The sequence below is a fragment of the Streptomyces sp. Edi4 genome, assembly GCF_040253615.1.
In the GTDB taxonomy this organism is placed as follows: domain Bacteria; phylum Actinomycetota; class Actinomycetes; order Streptomycetales; family Streptomycetaceae; genus Streptomyces.
In genome coordinates this window covers 662,290-683,574 of record NZ_JBEJGY010000004.1, presented here as the reverse complement: position 1 = coordinate 683,574, position 21,285 = coordinate 662,290, and the positions used below count along the sequence as shown (strand labels likewise).

The window sequence follows — 21,285 nt, the reverse complement described above, 5'->3', positions numbered from 1 at the left end:
GAGAGGGAGACCGTGCCCCGCACTCCCAGTGAGGATGCGGGGCGCGCCTGACGGGGCTGGTTCCCCGCTGCCCGTGCTCGAAAATCGCTCAGGGGCTGGCCGGTAGATCCCCCGTCACGGCCTGGGCGCGGTCGTCCTCCCCCAGCTCGCGAAGAAGAGCGACGAGATCACGCTTGGCGTGCTCGGTGTCGGGATGGTCCTCGCCCAGCACGCGCCTGTACCGCAGAAGGGTGTCTTCCATGACGGCAAGGGCAGCCTGATGATCGTCGAGACGCCGCAGGAAGAGCGCGAGATTGGATGCCGCGCGCAATGTGCGGGGATCGTCGGGGCCGAGCGCGATGCGGCTTCGACGCAGAACGTCCTCGCACCGTTGCCGGGCCTCTTCGTGAGCACCGAGCGCGGAGAGGCCCCCGCAAAGGTTGCTGGCGACGGTCAGGGTCAGGGGATCCTCCCAGCCCAGCGCCCGCTCGCAGCGCGGGAGAAGATCCACCAACAGATCTATTGCCTCCGCATATTTCCTGAGGCCAAGCAGACACCCAGCGAGCCTGTTGGTCGCCGCCAACGTGTCCGGATGGTCTTCCCCGAGCGTTTCGCTCCAGGATGCTCTGATTACGCGGCCGAGAGTCACACCGGGTTCGTGCTGGCCGGACACGTATAGGTAGCGCAGCACCTGGACGAGCAGGGCCCGGAATTCCTGTGGTTCATGGCTGCGGTAGTCCGGGCGATTGAACAGGACCCGTACGAGTGAGGCGAGCTTGCGGTACTCGGGCCAGGAGGCAGGAAGCTCGGGGTCGCTGACGGCAAGACCGGCGTGCAGAGCCAGGATGCGACGTTGGAGATCCTCCGGGTCATCGTCCTCGGAGCGGTTCGGTGGCGCGGTTGCAGCGTCGGCGGTTCGCGGTCCGCCCAGCGCAGGGTAGGACGGGAGCGAGGACGACGTAGCCGACGTCCACAGAGATGTGGGAGCCCCTGATTCTTTGAGAAGAAGGGACGGGCACCCCCGCGCATGGCCGAGGCTACAGCCGGAACTCAGAACCGAGGGCTCCCGGCCGTCGTACAACGCGGCCACGGGATACACCTCGAACGGTTCCCCGTTGTTGTTGATGATGGTGGTGCCGCGACGACCCGCGCAGGTCCAGTCGAGTTCCAGCTGCCACGAGATCTCGTGTGTGCAGGCGATCGGCTCGAACCAGAACTGTTCCACGTCGGTTGCGCTGATGGAGAACGGAAAGTCGGCGCCCTGGGCCTGCATCTGCGGCACCCGGACGTCCAAGTCCGTTAGGAAACGGCGGGGTTCGACCTTCGCCCCGATACGAAGTGACAGACAGGCGGGGCGCGGTGGCCTGCGAGCCAGAACGACAGGGCGCGCAGCGTCAAGGACCACAGCCCGGCTCGTTCTGGCCTCCAGAGTGATGATGTGAACCGTGCCGCTGGGCACCATCACTCGTGGCGGATCTGCGTCCACGACCAAGTCAGCGAGGGTCCCGCCCGGCCTCAGCTGCACGGAGGCGATGACGGGGTCCTCCAGGTCACTCGGAGTGTCGCCGCCACCGTGGTGGAAGGTCACACCGCCATGCACTGTGTCTGCCATGACGACGTTGCCTAAATGGCCGCCCGTGATGTGGTTGCCGTCCTTGCGCGGGGCGGGGGCTGCGTTGTCAAGCGTCCTCCGGCCGGCCTCGTCGCCCTCATCGCTGCCGCTTTTCGCCTCTGGCCTGTCGTGCTCACTCACTGCTTCTCTCCCCTCGTCGCGAGGCCGCCAGCCTACGGCGGAGCTGTAGGCGCCCGGACTGAAATGGCATCGCTAACGACTCGGGGAGCGCGGCGTCCGGCAGGTCATGGCGTACCTTCACCAGCGTCACCAGCAGCCGATCCAGGAACACCAACTGGTGTTTCGGGCCGGCTCCTTCGGCGCGCCACCGATCGCCACCACGGCGCTGGGCTAGCCGATTCCTGCTGCTGGACTTCTACGATCAGCTTGCCGAGGACTACCACCTGATCTACGCGGACTGGTCGCTGTCGGTATCGCGGCAGGGGAATGCCCTGGACTCGTTGGTCCGGCGGTATCTGGACGGTGCCGAGCCGCTGGAGGTCCTGGACTGCTCATGCGGGATCGGGACGCAGGCGATCGGCCTGGCCGAGCACGGGCATCGCATCGTGGGCAGCGATCTGAGTCCGGTTGCCGCGGTCCGAGCGGCTGCGGAAGCGCAGCGTCGCGGGGTGGCGGTAGCGACGTTGGCGGCGGACATGCGCTCGCTGCCGTTCGCCGACGCCTCGTTCGACGTCGTGCTGAGTGCGGACAACTTGCTGGCGCACCTGCTGACCGAGGACGATGTCCGCCGCGCGGTGGGCGATATGCGGCGAGTCGTGCGAGACGGGGGGCTGCTGGTGCTCTCGGCAAGGGACTACGGCGACGCCCGACAGGCTCGGCGGCAGTCCACGGTTCCGCAAGTGACGAACAGCGACGCCGGGCAGGTGGTCACGTTCCAGCTGTGGCACTGGCACGACGACGGCGTCTACGACTTCGATCACGTGCAACTGCTGCCGGTTGGCGACGCTTGGCAGGTTCGGGTCCGGCGCGCGACGTCGCGGGCCTGGGCGCTGGAGGAGCTGGCGGCACTTGTGGAAGAGGGCGGGTTCGGCAACGTCACCTGGCACGGTGTTGAGGAGACGCACTTCTTCCAGCCGGTGTTGATCGCGCGGCCTGTGGCCTGACCGCACACCCAACGAACACCCCGTCACCTCAGGGCCGCAAGCCCGCCGATCTATCGCTCCCCGCGTCGTAAGCCGTCGAGGAGATGCTCACAGCCAAGGCGGAGCGTCGGCGGCCGAAGCCAGTGGAGGGCGCGGCACCCGAGGAGGCCAGGAAGGTCGTTGACCTGATGGCAGCGTTGACCGCGTCCACGGAGTCGGCGAAGAAGGCCCGAGGCGAGGTCGGCGACGCCACCGTTCAACGACCTGCCGAACACGCCGCTGCGAAGAAGGCCCCGGTGAAGAAGACAGCCGCCAAGAAGGCTGCGGCCAAGAAGATGACGGGCCGCAAGTCGCGCTCGCCGACACCCCTACGCGAACCTACGCGGAACCGCACTCTTCCGTTGCGGGCTCGGCCAGGATCAGATCGAGGAGACCGGGGAACCGCCGGTCGAATTCGGGGCGACGGAGGCGGTTGAGCCGGCGTGGTCCCTCGTCGCGCTGCTCGATGAGGCCGGCGGCCCGCAGCACGGCGAAGTGGTGGCTGCGCGTCGCCTTGGTCACGGGAAGGTCGAACGTACCGCAGGCGCGGGTCCAATCAGGGGTGTCGGCCAACTCCCTGAGGATGGCGCGTCGCACAGGGTCGCCGACCGCGTCGAGCGCGTCCTGGAACGACACCTCGGTCGGATGGGCATGGGTGAGGCTGCGGGTGCGGGCGGACACGGTTGATCCTTTGCAGAGTGTTCGACGATCGCCATACACTGATATGGTCGATGCTCATCGAACACTGTACCTGAGCCCTCCGGAAAGCGAGCGTTCTCATGCCTCTGGTCCGCATCGACCTGTCCGCCACCCGGCCGCCCGCCATCCGACGCGCCATCGCCGACGGCGTGCATCAGGCCCTCGTCGACGCCATCGGCATCCCGGCCGGTGACCGCTTCCAGATCGTCACCCCGCACGATCCCGAAGAGCTGATCTTCGACCCGAACTACCTCGACGTGGCCCGCCGAGACGTCGTCTACGTCCAGATCACCCTGGTGGCGGGTCGGCCTCGGGAGCTCAAGCGTGACCTGTACCGCCAGATCACAGCCAATCTGACCGACGTCGGCGTACGGCCCGAGGACGTGTTCGTCACGCTCATCGAGAACGCCCTCGACAACTGGTCGGTGGGCAACGGCAGGGCACAACTGGTCGACCTGGGTGCCGTGGCGGGAGCCCGCGTCGAGCCGTGACTCGTCGCATCACGCCTGTCGTGCGCGCCGTGGCCGTAGGCCGGACTCTCAACACCCTTACGCGAGCTGCTGCGGAGCAGCACTAGAGGTTTCAGAAATGGGCTCTGAGCGAGGCGAGGCTGTAGCCCTGCTCCCGGTACTCCACCGCCTGTACCAGGCACTCCAGCTTGTCGGCGTCGCGGGCGACGACCGCCTCCGGGCGACAGGGCGACCAGCACCTACAAGCAGTTCGTGCGGGGCGAGACGCCGACGTGGGACATGGCCGCACCGTGGGCGCGCACCATCAGCGCCAAGACCGCGGACGGCGCGAGCGTCGCGCGCGTGCGCATCGTCGACAACCCGCCGACCGAGGGGCAGCGCTATCTCCTCGCGCACGCCGAACACAACGCCCAGCTGGGCGAAGAGGTACGGGACATGTGGCGCGAGGACGCGGAGCGCCACAACCTGCCCGACGAAGATTTCTGGATCTTCGACTCACACATCGTCGCCCTGTGCCACTGGGACGGGGCGGAGAACCTGACGGGTGTGGAGCTGATCTCGGAGCCCGCACAGGTCAACCAGTACAAGCGATGGCGTGACGCCGCGATGCACTATGCCGTCCCGTACCCGGAGTTCGTGGCACGAATGGCAGCGGGGGAGTAGAGCGGGTGAGTACCGGTGAGCACGGACTATCAGCAGGCGCGTGAAGACCTCGGAACTCGGCTCCGGGAACTGTCACTCACCGCCCCTGAGGGCCGACTCACCGGTACGCAGCTCGCAACCCGCCTCGGCCCGGGGTGGTCCAAGGTCAAGGTCAAGCCCCGTACTACCGGACCGGAGGCACGGCCTGGGCTATTCCGTCCGCTACTTGCGCCAGCGTGCAGCCCGGAAGCTCTGCGGTCCGGGCTGCCCGCTGGTTCCGCCGGGCGTCGCCCTCAACCCATTGCAGTGGCCTCGCGGTCCAGAGTTGTCTTGATGACGCGGAGTCCCTGATCGACCATCTCGGCGATGGGCGCACGGAGGTTTTCCGGCGTCACGTCGATGATCCAGACGAAGCGGCTCCGGCCCCCCTCTCCGGCGAACACCTGCATGGAGGCGTGGTGGTGCGTGGGCTCCAGGGAACCACCGACCACCGCGTAGGCGATGCGCCGACTCTCATCGTCGATGTCGACGATGAGTTCGCGCACCACGGCGCCGTTGGCGAAGGTGACTGTCCTGACGTCGTTGTCGACACGGGTGTCGGTGACGTACCCCGGAGCAAGGCGGTGGTGGACCTCGCCGAAGTCGCGGATCGCCGCCCACACCTGGTCAGGGGCGTCCTCGATCAGCACTTCACGGTGGATGGATGCCATGTGTCTGTCCCTTCTCGGGATGGAGCGGTCAGTCACCGGCCGGGGCGGCGGTGAGGCAGAACGGGTGACCCTCTGGGTCGGTGAGGACGATCCACTGGCCCTCGCCCGGCTGGAAGACGGGCCTGGACGCACCCAGGTTGAGCAGTTCCTCGGCCGCGGCTTCCACGTCAGAGACGGTGAAGTCGAGGTGGACGTACGTCGTGCCGTCGGGCCAGCCCGGCGTCTCGTAGCCGTCAACGCGGACGAAGGCGAGCTGGATGGAGGCGCCGCTGCCCAGGGAGACGGAGTCCTGGTCGCTGTGGGTGATCTCCCAGCCGGTGGCCTTGTGGTAAAACGCGGCGAGCGCGCCCGGGTCGGCGCAGTTCACGACGACCGTGCTGAGCTGCTTCAGAACAGACATGCCGATGACTCCTGAGAATCGATAGGGGAAATGAACACAACGGATGCGAGGGGAGGAGCGGGGAACCCATCGCATGCCGCAAGCGTCCTCCCGGCGGCGCACCCCGGTCTTGAAGATCCTTGCAGCCGGGCGTCGCTGATGCTCCTGTTGATCGTCAAGCGTGCGCGCTCGCCGGAGCGAGGTACCTTCACTCCATGTCACTCACTCCCGACAGCGAGGTCAGTAGCCGCGAGGAGTTCGTCGCCTTCGTCCGAGAACTGCACCAGGACTACCTCCGTCGGGGGAACGAATGGGAGAACCAGAGCCTCGATCAGTTCCTTGAATCCCTCGCGGCGGGGATGGATGCCTCGCCGGCCTGGTACCGAAGCTTCGGGAAGAAGCTTCCGGAAGAGGGGGATTGGACCTTCCTGGCCAGGGCCCTTCAGGCCGCCACCGTCTATGAGTGAATCCGCTCCTGGAGCGGTTAGGCCGCGGTGAGCCAGTCTCGGTAGGCGCTGGCGAGGTCGTCGTCGCGGCGTGTGCCGCGTTCGATGCGGGAGATCACCGCAGGCCAGACGCCGAAGTGCTCGGCGACGGTGGTGAGGGTGATGGTCTTGGCCTGGCATGCGGGCCGGAGGTCGGAGACGTCCCGGACGGTGACCGGTGTGGTGAGGCAGCGGAACATCTCCCGGGCGATCGCCCGCTTGAGCAGGCGGATGATCTCCTTCTTCGTGCGTCCGGCGGCGGTCTGCGGGGCGACATACTCGCGGGTGCATGCGTCGCTGGACATGCGGACGAGAGCGATGCGGTAGAGGGCTGAATGCGCTCCGCGGTCGCCACCGCGGGAGAGAGGGTTGCGGTTGGTCCTGCCGCTGGACGCGGGGGCGTGTGTGACGCCGCAGAGGGCCGCGAAGGATGCCTCTGTGCGCAGGCGGTCAGGGTTGCCGCCGGCGGTGACCAGGAGCTGGGCCGCGGTGTCGGGGCCGACCCCGAACGCGGCGCGCAGGCCGGATTGTCCTCGGTGGCGGCAGCGTCGAGGGCGGCGGTGAGGGTGTCATGTTCTGCTGTCAGCGCCTGGACCCGGCGGGCGACGGATTTCAGCGCGGTCAGAAGGGCGACGCGCGGTCCGTCGCCGGTAGGACGAAGGCGGGAGATGGCGTCGACCTGCGTCTTGCCGCGCAGGGCCGTGTACTTGACGCGGATGTCGTCCGGGGCGGTGATGAGGATGTGTGCGATCTGGTTCAGGGCGGCGGTGCGGGCCTTGACGGCAGACCGGGCGGCGTTGTGAAGGGCGCGTATGCCGCTGACGGTGTCGTCCTCGGGTATGACCGATGCCCGGCCGGACAGCGCGTCGCGGGCGGCTGCGTAGGCGTCGATGGGATCGGACTCACCGATCCGACGCCGTTCGGCCTTGTCGGGCCGGTTGACCTCGATCACGGTCAGGCTCGCCTGGCGGGCGGCACGGGAGAACCCGAGGCCGTAGCAGGAGGTGCCCTCGACCCCTACGGCGGTCACCGTGCCATGGGCGTTCAGGAACGCGATCGCCGCGGCGTATCCGGCTGCCGTAGTCGGAAATTCGGCGTCGGCGACATGGCCGCCCCGGTCGGTGATGACAGCCACATGGATCGTGTCCGCGTGGGAGTCCACTCCGCCGAACACCGCATCCAGCTCGGTAGCGGGCGTGATCGTCACGGTAACCCTGTCAGCTGCCTTCATGGCCGGCGGTGGCGCCGGCCGGGTGGGTCAGACAGGAGATTGACGTCAGTCAGACCCTGAGCCACGACCACCGGAACCCGCTACGAGCATCAATGTCAGACCCCGCGCGTAACGTGCGAAGGGTGCTCACAGCCATTCCCGTCGCCAGCCACCCCGACTTCAACGTCAGCGCGGTGACCTGCCGTTCCGACCACGCCCGCTGGTCGGCACCGGAAGTACGCACCGACTACCGCGTGGTGCTCGTGCGCCGCGGACGCTTCCACCGGAAAGCCGCAGGCGCGCCGGCCCACATCGACACGACCCTGGCCTACCTGGGCGCACCGGGCGAGGAGGAGAGCTTCGCCCATCCCGCCGGCGGTGACGTGTGCACGTCGATCAGCGTGACACCAAAACTGTGGCGTTCCCTCGCCGGGGACACTCCGGCACCGGCCGTCCAAGCCCTCTACGTCGATCCGGGCCTCGACCTTGCCCACCGCCGCTTGCTCGCCGCCGCCAGCTCCGGGGACGTCGACTACGCGCTCTCCGAGGAACTGCTGGCCCTCCTCACGACCGCCATACGACGCACCGCATCCGGACCGACCCCGCTGCACTCCACACCCTCCGGGCGCGACCGGCCCCTCGTCGCAGCCGCCCGCGAGGCGATCGTCGAAGCCCACCCCGCGTCGGACACGCTGTTGTCGCTCGCCGAGCTGCTCGGCGCCTCCCCCTACCGCCTGAGCCGAGCCTTCCCACGCGAACTCGGCGTAACAGTGACCCACTACCGCCAGCGCGTCCGCATCGGCAGAGCCCTCGACCGCCTGGAAGCCGGAGAGAACAGCCTCAGCACCCTCGCGGCCGACCTCGGCTACGCCGACCAGGCCCACCTCACCCGCACCATGCGCCAATACCTCGGCCACACACCGACGGCGCTTCGCCGTCTGCTCAACCCAGCACACTAACCCGCGCATCTCAAGTGTCGTCCTCGCTGAAGGCCGGGGGCAGGGAGCAGTCCTTGACTCGCCGAGGAGGGTTTCAGGGCATATCCCCCCAACATGAAGTGCAGCCAACCGAGTTGGATGGCGAGAGGTATCACCCCACAGCTACGCGCCGACCAAGGAACGGCCACGTAAGGGGCTTTTCACCGAGAAGGTCGAGAAGCAGGCCTGGTACCAGGCGGAGAGGTCGACCAGCGTCGAGCGCCAGTTGATGCCGTTCCCGGCGACCCGGAAGACCGCACCGAACAGCTAAGGGTGACACTAGGCCTCGGGCCGCCCCTGACCCTCGGGCCGGTCGGCTGTTGGTCAGGGCCGGTTGGGCCCGCGAAAAGGCAACGTCTGGCTGTAGACGACGCTGGTGGTCGTGCTGCCGAGGCCGGCCAGCTCGTCCATGAGCGTTTCCAGATGCCCCATGGAGGTCGTGGCCACCTTCAGGGTGTAGCAGTCCTCGCCGGTGGTACGCAGACACTCCAGGATTTCCTGTCGCTCAGCAAGCAGGCGACGCAGCGGTTGATGGCGGTTGCCCGAGTACTTCAACCGTACGAGGGCGAGCACGGGATAGCCGACCTTGGTCAGGTCAACCACTGCGTGGTAGCCGGAGATGATGCCCTGTGCTTCAAGTTGCCGCACCCGTTCCGTCGTGGCCGACGAGCTGAGGCCCACGCGCCGCCCCAACTCGCTGAGGGAGATACGTGCTTCCTGTTGCAGCTGGTCGATGATCGCCCAGTCCACGTTGTCAAGTTTCACGGTCATTTCGCGATTCTACCGGCAGATTCATGGAAGATGGCCGTAGTGGAGGTGAGAAGTCTGTTTCAGGTCTCTTGATCGCCGGGATAAGGGTTGTCCCGTAACTGCTGGTCACGGATGAGATGCTTTTGATGTGGTTGGTGTGATCACGGCGTCTGAGCCGTGCCAATTCGTATGTAGCGTTTGCAGACGCCGCGTTGGTGGTATCTGGACTGTTCGAGTGCAGGCTTGCGATGCCTTCGAGACTCCCGGCAGCGATGTTCTACGCAAGAGTGGCAGGCGGGCCGGCGCGACTGGTGTTGACGGCCCGGGGTGGCAAAGGAATGCCTGGAGCCGTCCGGACCTGTGATGTTTTTATCCAGACCGGCACGCGATGGCACCGCTGCCACCGTCAACACCTCTGCCGCGACAACTCGTTGGTGTTGGTGGTGCGAGCCCATTCCACTGTCGACCTCTCGCAAGTCCCGAGCCTTGAGTTCTGGCCAAGGCCAAGGCCCGCGGGGTGCGCTGGTGCCACGAGCAAAAGGGGCCGTGAACACACGTGCCTGGATCGCGTTCCTCGACGAATCAGGCGTCTCCCTGCTGCCTCAGATCCGCCGTACCTATTCACCCCGAGAGCGGAGTTCGCTCCTGCGGCATCGCCCGTACTGGAAGCGGGCGTCGCTGGCCGGGGCCCTGGGCTGCCACTGACTGCGGCCAACGCGGATTCCCCACGTACGGTCAGTTGTGGCGGAACGCTGCGTAACCATCGGAGTTCTAACCCTCGGGGTAGAAGACGAAGAGTGTGCAGCCCGTCGTCGTTTGCGGGATGTGCGACGATCCGGCGGGGGCATGGATGAATGAGCCCGCGGGGTAGTCCCGTTCCCCGTCGTTGAAGACGCCGGAGATTACGAAGACCTCTTCCGGCCCCGGTTCGTGGACGTCGATGCCTTCCCAGCATGTGTGTGGGTCCATCTCCAGTACCTGTGCCGCCGCACCGCTCTCACCGCGCCACAGCGGCCGCAGCCGAATGCCGGGGAAGAGTTCGCGCGTGGGAGCCTCATGTACGGCGGACCACACATAGCCCGGCAGTTGCCCGCTCGTCCCTGCTGCCGTGTTCGCTGTCTGTGCCGCCTTTGGCGTCTCTGCCGTCATGGGGCAAGCCTCGTGGCCTGCCGACGCCCGCCCCAGTGTCTTGATTGACGTTCTACGGTACTTTCCTGCCATGCATCGTGTAGCGGCCCTTGTTCACTCGCCCCAGTCGACCTTCGAACTCGCCTGTGCTGCCGAGGTGTTCGGTATCGAGCGGCGCGGGCTGCCCACTCGGTACGCCTTCTTTGTATGCACTGAGCACCCGGGTGCCATCGCCACGCGCGCCGGATACGACATGCTCGTCACCGAGGGGCTTGACGCCCTTGATCGGGCGGACACCGTGGTCGTCCCGGGCTGGTTGCCCACCGATGAGACCCCTTCGCCCGCCGTCGCACGGGCCCTGCGCCGCGCACACGAGCGGGGTGCCCGCGTGATCAGCATCTGTTCCGGCGCCTTCGCCCTGGCACACGCCGGCCTGCTCAACGGCCGCTCGGCAACCACTCATTGGGCCCTGGCGAGCGAGTTCGCCGCGCGCTTCCCTACGGTCCGCCTCGCTCCGGACGTGCTGTACGTCGACCACGGCGACGTGGCGACGAGCGCAGGAGCCGGGGCCGGGGTCGATCTGTGTCTGCACCTGGTACGTGCCGACCAGGGCGCCGGATACGCCGCGCACGTCGCCCGGAACATGGTCATGCCGCCGCACCGTGAGGGCGGGCAACTGCAGTACTCCGCACCGCCTCACCCTGCCCAGATCGACGGCTCGCTCGCACCGCTCCTGGAGTGGGCGACCGGCAGACTCGACGAACCGCTGGCCGTCGAGGACCTGGCCGCTCACGCCGGCTGCTCCGCTCGCACCCTGGCCCGCCGCTTCACCGAGCAGGTCGGCACCAGCCCGGGACGGTGGCTGCTCGACCAGCGGCTCACGGCAGCCCGAGAGCTGTTGGAGGCCTCCGACCTCCCGGTGGACGCCGTCGCCCACCGCGTCGGGCTATCCTCGGCCACCAACCTCCGCAGACGCTTCCTCGGCACCCTGGGCACAACGCCAGGTGCCTATCGCCGGGCGTTTCAGGCCGGGCCGCGCTGACCAGCCGGCCTGCCTACTCAACATCAACAATGCCTGACCGCTCGTGGCCAGTCAGCTCCCCAGCAACTGGACGCCCACGGGGGGACTTCCAACTGGCCACTGATACCTGCTGCTGCGAACGGACTTGCCTCTCTCCCGGTCAGCCTGCCAGCCGCCACCGACGCCATTTCCGCCGGCAATCGCACGCGAACCGAAAGCGCGGTCGGCCGTGCGGTCCCTGCGGCCGCCCCGGCACCACCGGGACCGGCCGTCGAGCCGACGGCCGTAGGCTCCAGCCACCCGCCGGTGTCGTCGTCTCCGCGAGAAGCCGGGCCGGGCGCAGCCGCACGCTGCCAGGGCGGCACCCATGGAATCCGTCGGCACCGCCCTGCACCGTATCTGGCCCGCCCAACTGCGAGCCGACCGTCTCATCCTCCGGTCGGTCATCCGGGGAAGACGGCTCCCTGGTGAGCCAGTTGTTGACCGACGACCGCGTCCGCGCGCACCTCGGCGGTCCAGTCAGGGAGGGTCGCGGCGCCGTCTGGCAGGCCGCCTACACGAAGATTGCCCGGCAACCTGGACCGTCGTCCGCGTCGCCGACCAGTGGCCGATCGGCCTGGTGAGCATCGGCGCCGACCTCAGGTGGGAGAGCCGCGCCTTTCGGCCCTGGCTTCGAGGCCGACCCCTACGCCGGGTACGCGCAACTAGGGGAGACGAAGCCCGCCCACCAGGTCGCCCTTCCCGACGGATTGCACGTCTGGCTCGTCACGCACGAGGCCGATGTAGGCGCGGCTGGCCGACGCTCGCTTCTCAGCCGACAAGCAGCCACCGAGGTCCCGGCGGCGATCAGCTTCCGCAAGCCCGGCTTGACCATCGGCGTGGCGTCTCCTTGCAGCGCCTGTCGGCCGGGTGACTGGATATGGCTTACGAGGCCAGTGTCAGCAGTCGCTCTTACACGAAAGTCCAACCGCGGCCGCAGCCGTCTGAGCCAAGCTCAGGCTCTGTCGCCCCACCTCCGAGCGCGGTGCCGACTCACTCGTCATCGAAATGGTTTGCACCGCTTTCGCTCTGCGCACCAGGAGCGTCAACGGGCGAGCCGGCCACCAGCATGGAGCCGACGGGGTAGTTCAGCGTGCCACATGTCGCACCCGCTCCGTCGTGGCCGACGAACCGAGGCCCACACGCCGTCCCAACTCGCTGAGGCAGATGAATGCGCCTTGGCGCAGCTGATGGATGAGCGCCCAGTCCACGTTGCCAGGGTTCCCGGTCATCGCGCGATCGTACCGGCAGATTCACGGAAGTTGACCGTCACCGCCGGGAGAACTCCATTCCGCCGTCCTTGATCATCGGGATAGCCTCCGATCATGCAACTGGGCGTCAACGTAACAAACTTCGGGCCAGGGACCGATCCCGGCGTCATGCGCGAGTGGGGGCGGACCGTGGAGGGGCTCGGCTTCGACCTCCTCATGGTGTCCGATCACGTGGCCATCACCCCGGATCTCGCCGAGCGCTATCCCGAGCCGTTCTACGAGCCGTTCACCACCCTGTCCTGGCTGGCCGCCATCACCACCAGGGTGCGACTGGGCACCACCGTGCTCGTGCTTCCCTACCGGCATCCGCTGCTGGTGGCGCGCATGGGAGCCAACCTCGACCAGCTCAGCGGTGGCCGGCTCGTGCTCGGCGTGGGCGTCGGCTGGGCGCGTCAGGAGTTCAGCGCGCTGGGGGTGCCGTTCGCCGCCCGCGGCAGGCTGACCGACCAGTACCTGGGCACCCTGCGGGACGCCTGGCGCGAAGAGGTGGGCGGTCACGCCGTGTCGGTACCCATCTGGGTGGGCGGCAACAGCAAAGCCGCCATCCGGCGCGCCATCAGGTTTGGCGATGCCTGGCACCCGCTGCGAGGCACCATCCCCTGGCTGCGCTCGACCTTGGGGGACTACTCTCACCTCACCTTCGCTCCGCGCATCACCTTGCGGTTGACCACCACGCCCGTCGACACCCCCGACCGGCCCGCGGGGGCCGGCACCATCGAGCAGATCCTCGGCGATCTCGAAGAACTTCGCCGCCTCGGTGCCCACACCGTCGTCCTCGATCCCTTTCAGGGTGATCCTGAGGAAACCCGTCGGCCTCAGGAGGCGTGGCAGGCACTCGCCACCGTGGCCACGCACTGGAGGACCTCAGCGTGATCACCACCGCCGACGAAGAACTGCTGCTGCGCGCGATCGACATCGCGGCCCGCGCCATCACCTTGGGCGACGCACCGTACGGCTCGCTGCTGGTGGCCCCTGATGGGTCGATCCTCGCCGAAGCCCATAACACCGTGCGGCGTGACAACGACATCACCGCCCACCCGGAACTGAAACTCGCCCGCTGGGCCGCGAGCGAACTCGCCCCGGACACGGCCGCCCACACCACCCTGTACACCAGCTGCCAGCCCTGTGGCATGTGCGCCGGCGCCATCCTGCGCTCCAGCCTCGGCCGGGTCGTCTACGCGCTGTCCACCGAGCAGCTCATCGCGCTGAATCCGCAGTCGGGCGACTGGACGGCGGCCGCCCAGGACGGCCCCGCCCTGTTCGAGGCGGCACGCATCCCCATCGACACGTATTACCAATCAAGGTGAAGGGCATTCAGCCCTGGTGTGAGCTGCGGTGTGGGCGTGGGGCTGGGCTGGGGTGCTGAAGGCTCGATGAGAACTACTGAGGTTGTAGGCGTGGTGTCGTCAGTGTGAGGCCGGTCCCGGTGAGACATCCGTCGACGATGTCGCTGCGGTATTGGATCTGGCGGAGGCCGTGCCGTAGCCGGCGGATGAGGTGGTCGGGGTCGGTATAGGCGGTGTTGGCCTGGGTGGTCCGACGGAGTACTGACCAGATGCCTTCGACGGGGTTGAGGTCGGGTGCGTAAGGCGGCAGGTGGTAGGCGGTGATCCAGTCCTGTGCGTCGATGAAGGCCCGCATGCGGCGGTCTTTGTGGACGTTCAGGTTGTCCCATATGAGGACGATGGGTCCGTCGAGCTGCTGGTGGGCGGCGATGAGGAGGTCGCGGTACTCGGTCCAGGCGAAGCTCTTGCGGCCGCCGCTCTTGTGGTCGGTATGCCGTTTGGGCCGGTAGATCAGGCGGGACCGCTCGCCGGGCTGGTAGCAGCACAGGGCTGCGACGGAGAAGCGACGCTGGGAACGTCCCCGGACGTGGATGACCGGGGTGGATCCGCGTCTGCCCCACGTGCGTGAGGTCGGCGGGGTCATCGAGAATCCGGCCTCGTCCTCGAAGACGATCCAGGCCCCGAGCGCCGCCGCGGTGGTTCCAGGTGCGGTCACACCTCCTTCACCCAGCCGGCGACGGCTGCCTCGTCGCGCTCGACGGCACGACGAGCCGGAACCTGATGGCTCCAGCCGCGGCGCCGCAGCATCTGGGAGATCCCCGACAGGGTCATGGACTTGTGGAACCGTCGGCCGATCAGCGTCCTGATCCGGGCGAGCGTCCACCGCTGGTCCGGCCAGCCGTGAGCGACCGGTCCCTTGGCCAACTCCTCTTCGAGCACCGCGAACAGTCGGCCATTCAGCTTCGGACGGGACACCGGGCCGCGGGAACGGACCGCGTCCTGGCCGGCCTCCCGCCAGGACCGCCGCCACCGCTGAACCGACCGGACGCTGACCCTTAACTCCTTCGCGATCTCCGTACTGCCACGTCCGTCTACGAACATGGCGACCGCTTCCATCCGGACCCGCTCGCGAAATGCTTGCCTCTCTGCGGTCAGCCCCCCACCCTGCGGATACCTCATACCTCCGGGATACCGCGACGATCACCAACCGTCAGCCCCTACGACAAGACGACTTCAAGGTCAGTAACGGGCTGTGATCGTACGGTGACAACCACCGCTAGGCCGTAGGGGTTATCTCCTGCGCTCACCACGCAGGGCATGACACGAGGTTGAGCGGGGAATCGTCTCGCCGGCTCGGGCGCAACCAAGGGCGATGCCGGGACGGAACTTCGCAAACGGCCCAACGCGGCACCGCTGGCGAACTCTCGTGGTGGTTCTACGATCCGAGTGGTTGGCCGGGGCGGGGCGGCTTCGCGGGTGAGTTCGCGTCGGGGTCCGTCGAGTCCGGTGAGGGACACGGTCCAGGCCTCGGACAGCCGGCGCCGGCGGCGACGAGTAGACCAGGCCGGGAGATCATGGGGAAGGTAGCGCCACTGACAGCCCGTCCGGTTCTGGTAGAAGATCGCGTTCACAACCTGCCGGAGATCACAGGTCCCGGGGTACTTGGTCGCCGACCGCTCCACCCGCCTCTGTTCCCACGCCGTGATCATCGGCTCGATCAACACCCACTGCCCATCCGATAAGTCGCTGGGATACGGCTCTCGCTCCATGGCCCGCATCTCAACATGAACATGCCGAGCAATCGGCCCGTGCGGCGATCAGTACCACGATCGAACGATCACGAACCGAGAGCAGGGACCTACCGCCCTCTCACATCGGCTCGATGATGTTCTTGCGCAGGTGTCCGTAGATCACCGAGGTGCGTACGTCTGCGAGCTCCTGCCGCTCGGTCAGCTTGTCCAGAACCACGGAATGCAGCTGGTCGGTGTCACGAACCGCGACATGGAGGAGGAAGTCGTCCGTGCCCGTCAGCACGAAGACCGCGATCACCTCGGGCATGCGCGCCACGAAGGCTTTGAACTGCTCAATGACCGCACGCGTCGGCGGCCGCACCCGCACGGCGATCATCGCTTGCAGCCCTCGGTCGAGCGAGGGGAGGTCTACCTCGGCATGGAATCCGAGCAGCACACCGCGCTCGCGGAGGGCGCGCACTCGCTCCAGGCAGGTGGAGGGCGCGATGCCCAACTCCTGTGCCAAGTCTCGGTTGGTGCGCCGACCGTCTTGCTGCAGAAGCCGCAGCAACGCCGAATCTAGTTCGTCCACGTTCCGCTCCACTCCTCAAGGTCCGAATTATATTCGCCCGGCTTGTCATTCTTCCGGATTGCTTTCTAGCGTATCCCGCAAAATCCCGTTCATGATTCGCGTCGTTGCTGTGCGGTCAGGGCGGAGTCAGGGTTCCGGGCGAGAGGGCATCAGCGGTGGAAGAACGGAAGACGAGGGCTCTGGCGATCTGTTCAGTCGTGGCGGCCGCGCTGTTGTGGAGCAGCTCGTACGCGGTGACCAAGGAGGTGCTGGCGGACGTCGGGCCGCTGACCATCGGGGCCATCCGCTTCACTGTCGCCGCCGTGCTGCTCGCGATCATGGCGCGCATGCGCCGCAACCCAGCCGCCCCGCCGGATGCCCGCCAGCGGCGGATGATCTACCTGAGCGGCCTGCTCGGCATCACGGCCTACTTCGTGCTGGAGAACATCGGCGTTGAGCTGTCGACCGCCTCAGACGCCTCCCTGATCGTGGCCACCTATCCGCTGATGACCATGCTTCTGGAGCTGGCTCTCCTCCGGACCAGGATGCCGCTGCTCCGGGTCAGCGGCGTGCTGCTCGCCGCTCTGGGAGCCTTCCTGGTCGTACGCAACGGGGCAGAAGTCGGAGGTGGCGCACGCTGGTTCGGTGACGTGCTGCTCCTGCTCGGCGGGCTGATGTGGGCCGGATACAACGTGCTGGGCAAGTACGCGGGCCGGGGGCAGGATGCGGTGAACCTCACCTACCACCAGACGGTGGCCGGCGCCGCCGGCTTTCTGCTCGCCTCACTCCTGGAGATCGGGGACTGGCGGGTGCCGGACGCCTCGGCCTCGGTGATGCTCATCTATCTGGCCGTGGCGTGTTCCGTAGGCGGTTTCCTCCTCTACAACTACGGCCTGCGCCGGATGCCTTCGAGCGTCGCAGTCAACATTCTCAACCTGGTACCCGTGTTTGGTGTGCTCGGTGCTGTGGTGATCAACAAGGAGACAGTCCGGCTCACCCAGGCCCTTGGCGGAATGGTCATCATCGCGGGTGTGGCCCTCGGATTGGTCGAACGCCGAACAGTCGTCGAGAAAGCCGCGGTTCCCGAGCCGAGCCCGGTCACCGAGCGCACCTGAAGGCCCAGGAGACCCGGCTTCCCGGAACCTGAAACCGTATGGGGGCCAGCGCACGTCCGGGGCCATGGCTCGCCGAACTCGCGCCGAGCGGGGGCGGAGACGCGGCCGATCCGCCCGAGTCGACGACTGCCTACCAGGCCATCGTGCACGCCGTCAACCAGCACCCCGGCCAGGCATTCAGGGTCCGTGAACTGCACGAACGAGGCTGCTGCCAGAAACGGACTCAACACCCTCTCAATGCTCGCGAACGAACCGGACCAGCCCGCCACCGACGGTGCTCGGAAAAGCAGGCGTCCGGCACAGACGCAGAGCAGCACCTCGACGGTGCCCGTGCTGAGGCGCAACCCGTGTCCGCTCGTCCCGCCGGCCAGTTCATAGGTTTTGGCGCGATGCTCAAGCGCTGGAGGAAAGCCGCCGGCGTCACGCAGCCACGTGCCGCGCGCACCCTGGGGATCAGCGAGCGCAAGCTGCGTGGCATCGAATCCGGCGCCTATTCCGGGCCTCACTCCGCGCGCGCCGAGCGGAAGGCGCCTGACCGGCAAAAGACCAGGTCAGGCGCCTATTTTTGAGGCTCTAGAAGAACCCGAGCTTCTTCGGCGAGTACGACACCAGCAGATTCTTGGTCTGCTGATAGTGCTCCAGCATCATCCGGTGGTTCTCCCTGCCGATCCCCGACTGCTTGTAGCCTCCGAACGCGGCGTGCGCCGGGTAGGCGTGGTAGCAGTTGGTCCAGACGCGGCCCGCCTGGATGGCGCGGCCGGCGCGGTAGGCGGTGTTCATGTCGCGGGTCCATACGCCTGCGCCCAGGCCGTAGAGCGTGTCGTTCGCGGTGGCGATCGCGTCGTCGAGGTCGGTGAACGACGTCACCGCCACGACGGGGCCGAAGATCTCCTCCTGGAAGACCCGCATGCGGTTGTCGCCCACGAAGATGGTGGGTTGGACGTAGTAGCCGCCTTCCAACTCGCCCGAGTGGTTGATTTGTTGACCGCCCGTCAGGACTTTCGCGCCTTCCTGCTGGCCTATGTCGAGGTAGGAGAGGATCTTCTGGAGCTGGTCGTTGGAGGCCTGGGCGCCGATCATCGTGTCGGTGTCCAGGGGGTGGCCGGGCAGGATGCGTTCCGTGCGGTCGATCGCCGCCTCGAGGAACTCGCCGTAGTGGCCGCGCTGGATCAGGGCGCGGGAGGGGCAGGTGCAGACCTCGCCCTGGTTGAGGGCGAACATCGTGAAGCCCTCGAGCGCCTTGTCGCGGAAGTCGTCGTCCTTGGCCCACACGTCGTCGAAGAAGATGTTGGGGGACTTGCCGCCGAGTTCGAGCGTGACCGGCTTGATGTTCTCCGAGGCGTACTGCATGATCAGCCGCCCCGTCGTGGTCTCGCCGGTGAACGCGATCTTGGCGACGCGCGGGCTGGACGCGAGCGGCTTTCCCGCCTCGACGCCGAACCCGTTGACGACGTTCACCACGCCCGGGGGCAGCAGGTCCCCGACGATGTCCAGCCACACATGGATGGACGCGGGGGTCTGCTCGGCCGGTTTCAGGACCACCGCGTTGCCGGCCGCGAGCGCCGGGGCCAGCTTCCACATCGCCATCAGGATCGGGAAGTTCCACGGAATGATCTGGCCGACCACACCAAGCGGCTCGTGGAAGTGGTAGGCGACGGTGTCGTCGTCGATCTCGCTGAGCGCGCCCTCCTGGGCCCGCAACGCACCCGCGAAGTAGCGGAAGTGGTCGATGGCGAGCGGAATGTCGGCGGCCAGCGTCTCGCGCACGGGCTTGCCGTTCTCCCAGCTCTCCGCGACCGCGAGCGCTTCCAGTCGCGCCTCCATCCGGTCCGCGATCTTGAGCAGGATGTTCGCGCGGGCCTCGGGTGATGTGCGGCCCCAGGCGGGCGCGGCCGCGTGGGCCGCGTCGAGCGCCGCCTCGATGTCCTCCGCGGTGCCCCGGGCGATCTCGGTGAAGGCGCGGCCGTTCACGGGGCTCGGGTTCTCGAAGTACTGGCCGCGCCGGGGCGGCACGTACGCGCCGCCTATCCAGTGGTCGTAGCGGGACTGGAACGAGACGAGCGCTCCCTCGGTGCCGGGCGCTGCGTAACGGGTCATCTCCGTGGCCTCCCTCAGCGGCGCCGCCCGCCCTTGGGCGGCGCACGGGCGCAGGTTAGGCGCGGGGACGTTGCGACCCCGTTGCCGGGCCCTGCTCGGCCGCCAGCTCCGCCGACCGGGCCCGCGCCGAAGCCTGTTGAGGGCCCGGAAGCGCGGTGGCCAGGGCCTGCCACACCGGCAGGTCGTCCTCGCCCCACGGGCTGTACGCCCAGTCGGACAGCAGCCCGGGATCGGCCCGCGCGATGAGCGCCGCGCGCAGCTGCCCGGCGAGCGAACGGCGCAGACGGGCCACGGCCGGTGCCTGTGAGCCGGGCAGGAGCGGCCCGCTGTACGCGTTCATCGCGGCGGCCACCGCGCCCGAGCCGAGCCGCCGGGCCACCGTGTCGAAGTCCCCCTCCACGGGCGCGGTCAGCCGGTAGGGCCGGGAGGCGAGCAGTTCGGGGCCCAACAGGGAGCGCAGGCGCGACAGTTCGGATCGCAAGGTCACGGGGCTTATGGTTTCGTCCTCGTACAAGGACAGGTGCAGTGCCTCGCCGCTCAGCCCCTCGGGGTGGCGGGCGAGTACCACCGCGATCTCGCTGTGGCGCGGGCTCAGGCGCAGTTCGCGGCCGCCCGCGACGAGCAGGGCCTCGTCCCGGCCCAGGGCGCTGAGATGGACCCTGTCGCGGGTGGGCGGCGGGGCGAGCAGGGCCAGTTGTGACTCGACCGTCCGCGCGAGGGCCGTCACGAAACCCAGGCTGTGCGGGTGGGCCAGCCCGTCGCCGCCGGTGAGGTCGACGGCGCCGAGCAGCCGTCCCGTGCGGGGATCGTGCACGGGGGCGGCGGCGCAGGTCCACGCCTGTACCGGGCGCCGGAAGTGCTCCGCCGAGAAGACCTGGACCGGGCGGTCCTCGGCCAGCGCGGTGCCCGGCGCGTTGGTGCCCGCCGTCGACTCGGCCCAGCGGGCGCCGGGTACGAAGTTCATCCGCGCGGCCGCGCGACGTGCGCCGGGATGCCCCTCGACCCACAGGAGCCGGCCCCGTGCGTCGCACAGGGCGACCAGATGCTCACCGCCGCCGGTGTAGGGGCCGGTCAACTCCCGTACGACCGGCAGGACGCGGGCAAGTGGATGGCTCGCGCGGCAGGCCGACAGTTCCTCCTCGTCGAGCTCCACCGGGGCGGCGCCGTCGGGGCTGACCCGGGCCCGCGCCGAGCGCTGCCAGGACGCCGCCACCAGCGGACGTACGGGGCGTACCACCCGGCCGGCCGACGTGAACTCCTCGTGGGCGCGCCGGAGTTGAACACCGCGCTCGGAGGCATCGGCTCCCGCGTCAAGGGCCACCCAGGACTCGTCCCGCCTGTCGGTCACCGAGTCCTCCTCATGGGCCGAACCGTCCGTGCGATCAGGCGAAGTTGACGAGACGGATGTACCGCACCCAGTCCCACTGCGGGCCCGGGTCGGTGTGGTCGGTGCCGGGGACCTGATAGTGGCCCAGGATGTGCTCGCGGTCCTTCGGAATGCCGTACCGGTCGCAGATCGACGCCGTGAGCGCCGCCGACTGCTCGTACAGCGCGTTGGTGAAGTAGGCCGGCTGGTCGATCCAGCCTTCGTGTTCGATGCCGATGCTGCGGGTGTTGTAGTCCCAGTTCCCCGCGTGCCAGGCGATGTCGCGCTCGCGGACCATCTGCGCGATGTATCCGTCGGCCGAGCGCGTCACATAGTGCGCGGACACCTTCTTCGCGGGGTTCTGGAAGATGCCGATGGTGTTGGACCAGGTCTCCTGGGTGACGTGGATGATGACGTAGTCCACCGGGTACGCCGAAGGCCTGGACGAGGCGGTGTAGTTGGACGCCGACGCGGGCACCCAGTGCGCCCGGGGGTAGTCGGTGGCGCCGTCGGCGGCCGCGTCGGTTGCCGGGAACAGGAGGCCGGCGGCGACCGAGGCCGCCGTGCCCTGGAGGAGTCTTCTTCGGTTCATCGCGGGCGCTCCTG

Annotated in this window: 24 protein-coding genes and 3 pseudogenes; 11 read left to right on the top strand and 16 right to left on the bottom strand. The window is 68.0% G+C overall.

Going from position 1 to position 21,285, the window contains the following annotated elements; genetic code table 11:
• Positions 1-88: 88 nt before the first annotated feature.
• The gene (locus tag ABR738_RS05085; protein WP_350228753.1) at positions 89-1,732 is read right to left on the bottom strand and encodes a tetratricopeptide repeat protein; all 1,644 of its coding nucleotides are present in this window, start codon (positions 1,730-1,732) and stop codon (positions 89-91) included.
• Between the two features lie 221 nt (positions 1,733-1,953).
• On the opposite strand from ABR738_RS05085, the gene ABR738_RS05080 reads away from it, so the two are divergent.
• Positions 1,954-2,715 carry a class I SAM-dependent methyltransferase gene (locus ABR738_RS05080; RefSeq protein WP_350234432.1) on the top strand — a complete coding sequence of 254 codons (762 nt, stop codon included), beginning with the start codon at positions 1,954-1,956 and terminating at the stop codon, positions 2,713-2,715.
• Positions 2,716-3,072: 357 nt separating this feature from the next.
• On the opposite strand, the gene ABR738_RS05075 is transcribed toward ABR738_RS05080, so the two are convergent.
• The gene (locus ABR738_RS05075; protein ID WP_350228752.1) at positions 3,073-3,414 is read right to left on the bottom strand and encodes an ArsR/SmtB family transcription factor; all 342 of its coding nucleotides are present in this window, start codon (positions 3,412-3,414) and stop codon (positions 3,073-3,075) included.
• 98 nt (positions 3,415-3,512) lie between these two features.
• Between ABR738_RS05075 and ABR738_RS05070 the strand changes: the two genes are divergently transcribed.
• Positions 3,513-3,923, top strand: coding sequence for a tautomerase family protein (locus ABR738_RS05070; RefSeq protein WP_350228751.1), 411 nt, complete (start codon positions 3,513-3,515; stop codon positions 3,921-3,923).
• Positions 3,924-4,038: 115 nt separating this feature from the next.
• On the opposite strand, the pseudogene ABR738_RS05065 reads toward ABR738_RS05070, so the two are convergent.
• Positions 4,039-4,122, bottom strand: a pseudogene (locus ABR738_RS05065) (HD domain-containing protein); the annotation flags it as partial.
• Positions 4,123-4,145: 23 nt separating this feature from the next.
• Here ABR738_RS05065 and ABR738_RS05060 point away from each other — a divergent pair.
• Positions 4,146-4,565: pseudogene (locus ABR738_RS05060) on the top strand (DUF6879 family protein); the annotation flags it as partial.
• A 272-nt stretch (positions 4,566-4,837) separates the two neighbouring features.
• Here the strand turns inward: ABR738_RS05060 and ABR738_RS05050 are convergent.
• Both ABR738_RS05050 and ABR738_RS05045 read right to left on the bottom strand, forming a co-directional pair.
• A complete protein-coding gene (locus ABR738_RS05050; protein ID WP_350228750.1) occupies positions 4,838-5,254 on the bottom strand; it encodes an SRPBCC family protein in 417 nt (138 codons plus the stop codon).
• A gap of 28 nt (positions 5,255-5,282) precedes the next feature.
• On the bottom strand, positions 5,283-5,654 hold the full coding sequence (locus ABR738_RS05045; protein WP_350228749.1) for a VOC family protein: 372 nt from the start codon (positions 5,652-5,654) through the stop codon (positions 5,283-5,285).
• A gap of 194 nt (positions 5,655-5,848) precedes the next feature.
• On the opposite strand from ABR738_RS05045, the gene ABR738_RS05040 reads away from it, so the two are divergent.
• Positions 5,849-6,100: a DUF7660 family protein gene (locus ABR738_RS05040; protein ID WP_350228748.1), complete on the top strand. Its 252-nt coding sequence runs from the start codon at positions 5,849-5,851 to the stop codon at positions 6,098-6,100.
• A 17-nt stretch (positions 6,101-6,117) separates the two neighbouring features.
• On the opposite strand, the gene ABR738_RS37715 is transcribed toward ABR738_RS05040, so the two are convergent.
• Both ABR738_RS37715 and ABR738_RS05025 read right to left on the bottom strand, forming a co-directional pair.
• Entirely contained in the window at positions 6,118-6,594 is a 477-nt protein-coding gene (locus tag ABR738_RS37715; RefSeq protein ID WP_502964208.1) for a transposase, read from the bottom strand.
• A 320-nt stretch (positions 6,595-6,914) separates the two neighbouring features.
• Positions 6,915-7,349, bottom strand: a pseudogene (locus tag ABR738_RS05025) (IS110 family transposase); the annotation flags it as partial.
• Between the two features lie 122 nt (positions 7,350-7,471).
• On the opposite strand from ABR738_RS05025, the gene ABR738_RS05020 reads away from it, so the two are divergent.
• On the top strand, positions 7,472-8,287 hold the full coding sequence (locus tag ABR738_RS05020; RefSeq protein WP_350228747.1) for a helix-turn-helix domain-containing protein: 816 nt from the start codon (positions 7,472-7,474) through the stop codon (positions 8,285-8,287).
• A 342-nt stretch (positions 8,288-8,629) separates the two neighbouring features.
• On the opposite strand, the gene ABR738_RS05015 is transcribed toward ABR738_RS05020, so the two are convergent.
• On the bottom strand, positions 8,630-9,076 hold the full coding sequence (locus ABR738_RS05015) for an Lrp/AsnC family transcriptional regulator (RefSeq protein WP_350228746.1): 447 nt from the start codon (positions 9,074-9,076) through the stop codon (positions 8,630-8,632).
• Positions 9,077-9,601: 525 nt separating this feature from the next.
• On the opposite strand from ABR738_RS05015, the gene ABR738_RS05010 reads away from it, so the two are divergent.
• On the top strand, positions 9,602-9,760 hold the full coding sequence (locus ABR738_RS05010) for a hypothetical protein (RefSeq protein WP_350228745.1): 159 nt from the start codon (positions 9,602-9,604) through the stop codon (positions 9,758-9,760).
• Positions 9,761-9,826: 66 nt separating this feature from the next.
• On the opposite strand, the gene ABR738_RS05005 is transcribed toward ABR738_RS05010, so the two are convergent.
• Complete coding sequence (locus ABR738_RS05005; protein ID WP_350228744.1) at positions 9,827-10,204, bottom strand: cupin domain-containing protein; 378 nt, start codon at positions 10,202-10,204, stop codon at positions 9,827-9,829.
• A 70-nt stretch (positions 10,205-10,274) separates the two neighbouring features.
• Between ABR738_RS05005 and ABR738_RS05000 the strand changes: the two genes are divergently transcribed.
• A complete protein-coding gene (locus ABR738_RS05000) occupies positions 10,275-11,225 on the top strand; it encodes a GlxA family transcriptional regulator (protein ID WP_350228743.1) in 951 nt (316 codons plus the stop codon).
• Between the two features lie 1,106 nt (positions 11,226-12,331).
• Here the strand turns inward: ABR738_RS05000 and ABR738_RS04995 are convergent.
• The gene (locus tag ABR738_RS04995; RefSeq protein WP_350228742.1) at positions 12,332-12,475 is read right to left on the bottom strand and encodes an AsnC family protein; all 144 of its coding nucleotides are present in this window, start codon (positions 12,473-12,475) and stop codon (positions 12,332-12,334) included.
• Positions 12,476-12,568: 93 nt separating this feature from the next.
• On the opposite strand from ABR738_RS04995, the gene ABR738_RS04990 reads away from it, so the two are divergent.
• Both ABR738_RS04990 and ABR738_RS04985 read left to right on the top strand, forming a co-directional pair.
• Positions 12,569-13,387, top strand: coding sequence for an LLM class flavin-dependent oxidoreductase (locus tag ABR738_RS04990; protein ID WP_350228741.1), 819 nt, complete (start codon positions 12,569-12,571; stop codon positions 13,385-13,387).
• Positions 13,384-13,821: a nucleoside deaminase gene (locus tag ABR738_RS04985; RefSeq protein WP_350228740.1), complete on the top strand. Its 438-nt coding sequence runs from the start codon at positions 13,384-13,386 to the stop codon at positions 13,819-13,821. Before ABR738_RS04990 ends, ABR738_RS04985 begins: the two co-directional genes overlap by 4 nt.
• A 73-nt stretch (positions 13,822-13,894) precedes the next feature.
• Here ABR738_RS04985 and ABR738_RS37710 read toward each other — a convergent pair.
• The 3 genes from ABR738_RS37710 to ABR738_RS04965 all read right to left on the bottom strand — a co-directional run bounded on the left by ABR738_RS37710 (position 13,895) and on the right by ABR738_RS04965 (position 16,122).
• Positions 13,895-14,979 (bottom strand): IS630 family transposase gene (locus tag ABR738_RS37710; protein WP_502964034.1). Its coding sequence is split into 2 segments (ribosomal slippage): positions 13,895-14,533 and positions 14,536-14,979, totalling 1,083 coding nucleotides; the frame shifts between segments, so codons are not numbered across the junction.
• 38 nt (positions 14,980-15,017) lie between these two features.
• Positions 15,018-15,569 carry a transposase gene (locus ABR738_RS04970; protein ID WP_350228738.1) on the bottom strand — a complete coding sequence of 184 codons (552 nt, stop codon included), beginning with the start codon at positions 15,567-15,569 and terminating at the stop codon, positions 15,018-15,020.
• Between the two features lie 100 nt (positions 15,570-15,669).
• Positions 15,670-16,122 (bottom strand): Lrp/AsnC family transcriptional regulator, encoded by a 453-nt coding sequence (locus ABR738_RS04965; RefSeq protein WP_266737202.1) that lies wholly within the window; start codon positions 16,120-16,122, stop codon positions 15,670-15,672.
• Positions 16,123-16,277: 155 nt separating this feature from the next.
• Here ABR738_RS04965 and ABR738_RS04960 point away from each other — a divergent pair, with 155 nt between their 5' ends.
• A complete protein-coding gene (locus tag ABR738_RS04960; protein WP_350228737.1) occupies positions 16,278-17,216 on the top strand; it encodes a DMT family transporter in 939 nt (312 codons plus the stop codon).
• Positions 17,217-17,563: 347 nt separating this feature from the next.
• Positions 17,564-17,785 carry a helix-turn-helix domain-containing protein gene (locus ABR738_RS04955; protein ID WP_350228736.1) on the top strand — a complete coding sequence of 74 codons (222 nt, stop codon included), beginning with the start codon at positions 17,564-17,566 and terminating at the stop codon, positions 17,783-17,785.
• Positions 17,786-17,789: 4 nt separating this feature from the next.
• Here ABR738_RS04955 and exaC read toward each other — a convergent pair whose 3' ends face one another.
• The 3 genes from exaC to ABR738_RS04940 form a co-directional block, all read right to left on the bottom strand.
• Positions 17,790-19,313 (bottom strand): acetaldehyde dehydrogenase ExaC, encoded by a 1,524-nt coding sequence (exaC, locus tag ABR738_RS04950; protein WP_350228735.1) that lies wholly within the window; start codon positions 19,311-19,313, stop codon positions 17,790-17,792.
• Positions 19,314-19,368: 55 nt separating this feature from the next.
• On the bottom strand, positions 19,369-20,634 hold the full coding sequence (locus ABR738_RS04945; RefSeq protein ID WP_350234431.1) for a GAF domain-containing protein: 1,266 nt from the start codon (positions 20,632-20,634) through the stop codon (positions 19,369-19,371).
• A 61-nt stretch (positions 20,635-20,695) separates the two neighbouring features.
• The gene (locus ABR738_RS04940; protein WP_350228734.1) at positions 20,696-21,271 is read right to left on the bottom strand and encodes an N-acetylmuramoyl-L-alanine amidase; all 576 of its coding nucleotides are present in this window, start codon (positions 21,269-21,271) and stop codon (positions 20,696-20,698) included.
• Between the last annotated feature and the right edge of the window lie 14 nt (positions 21,272-21,285).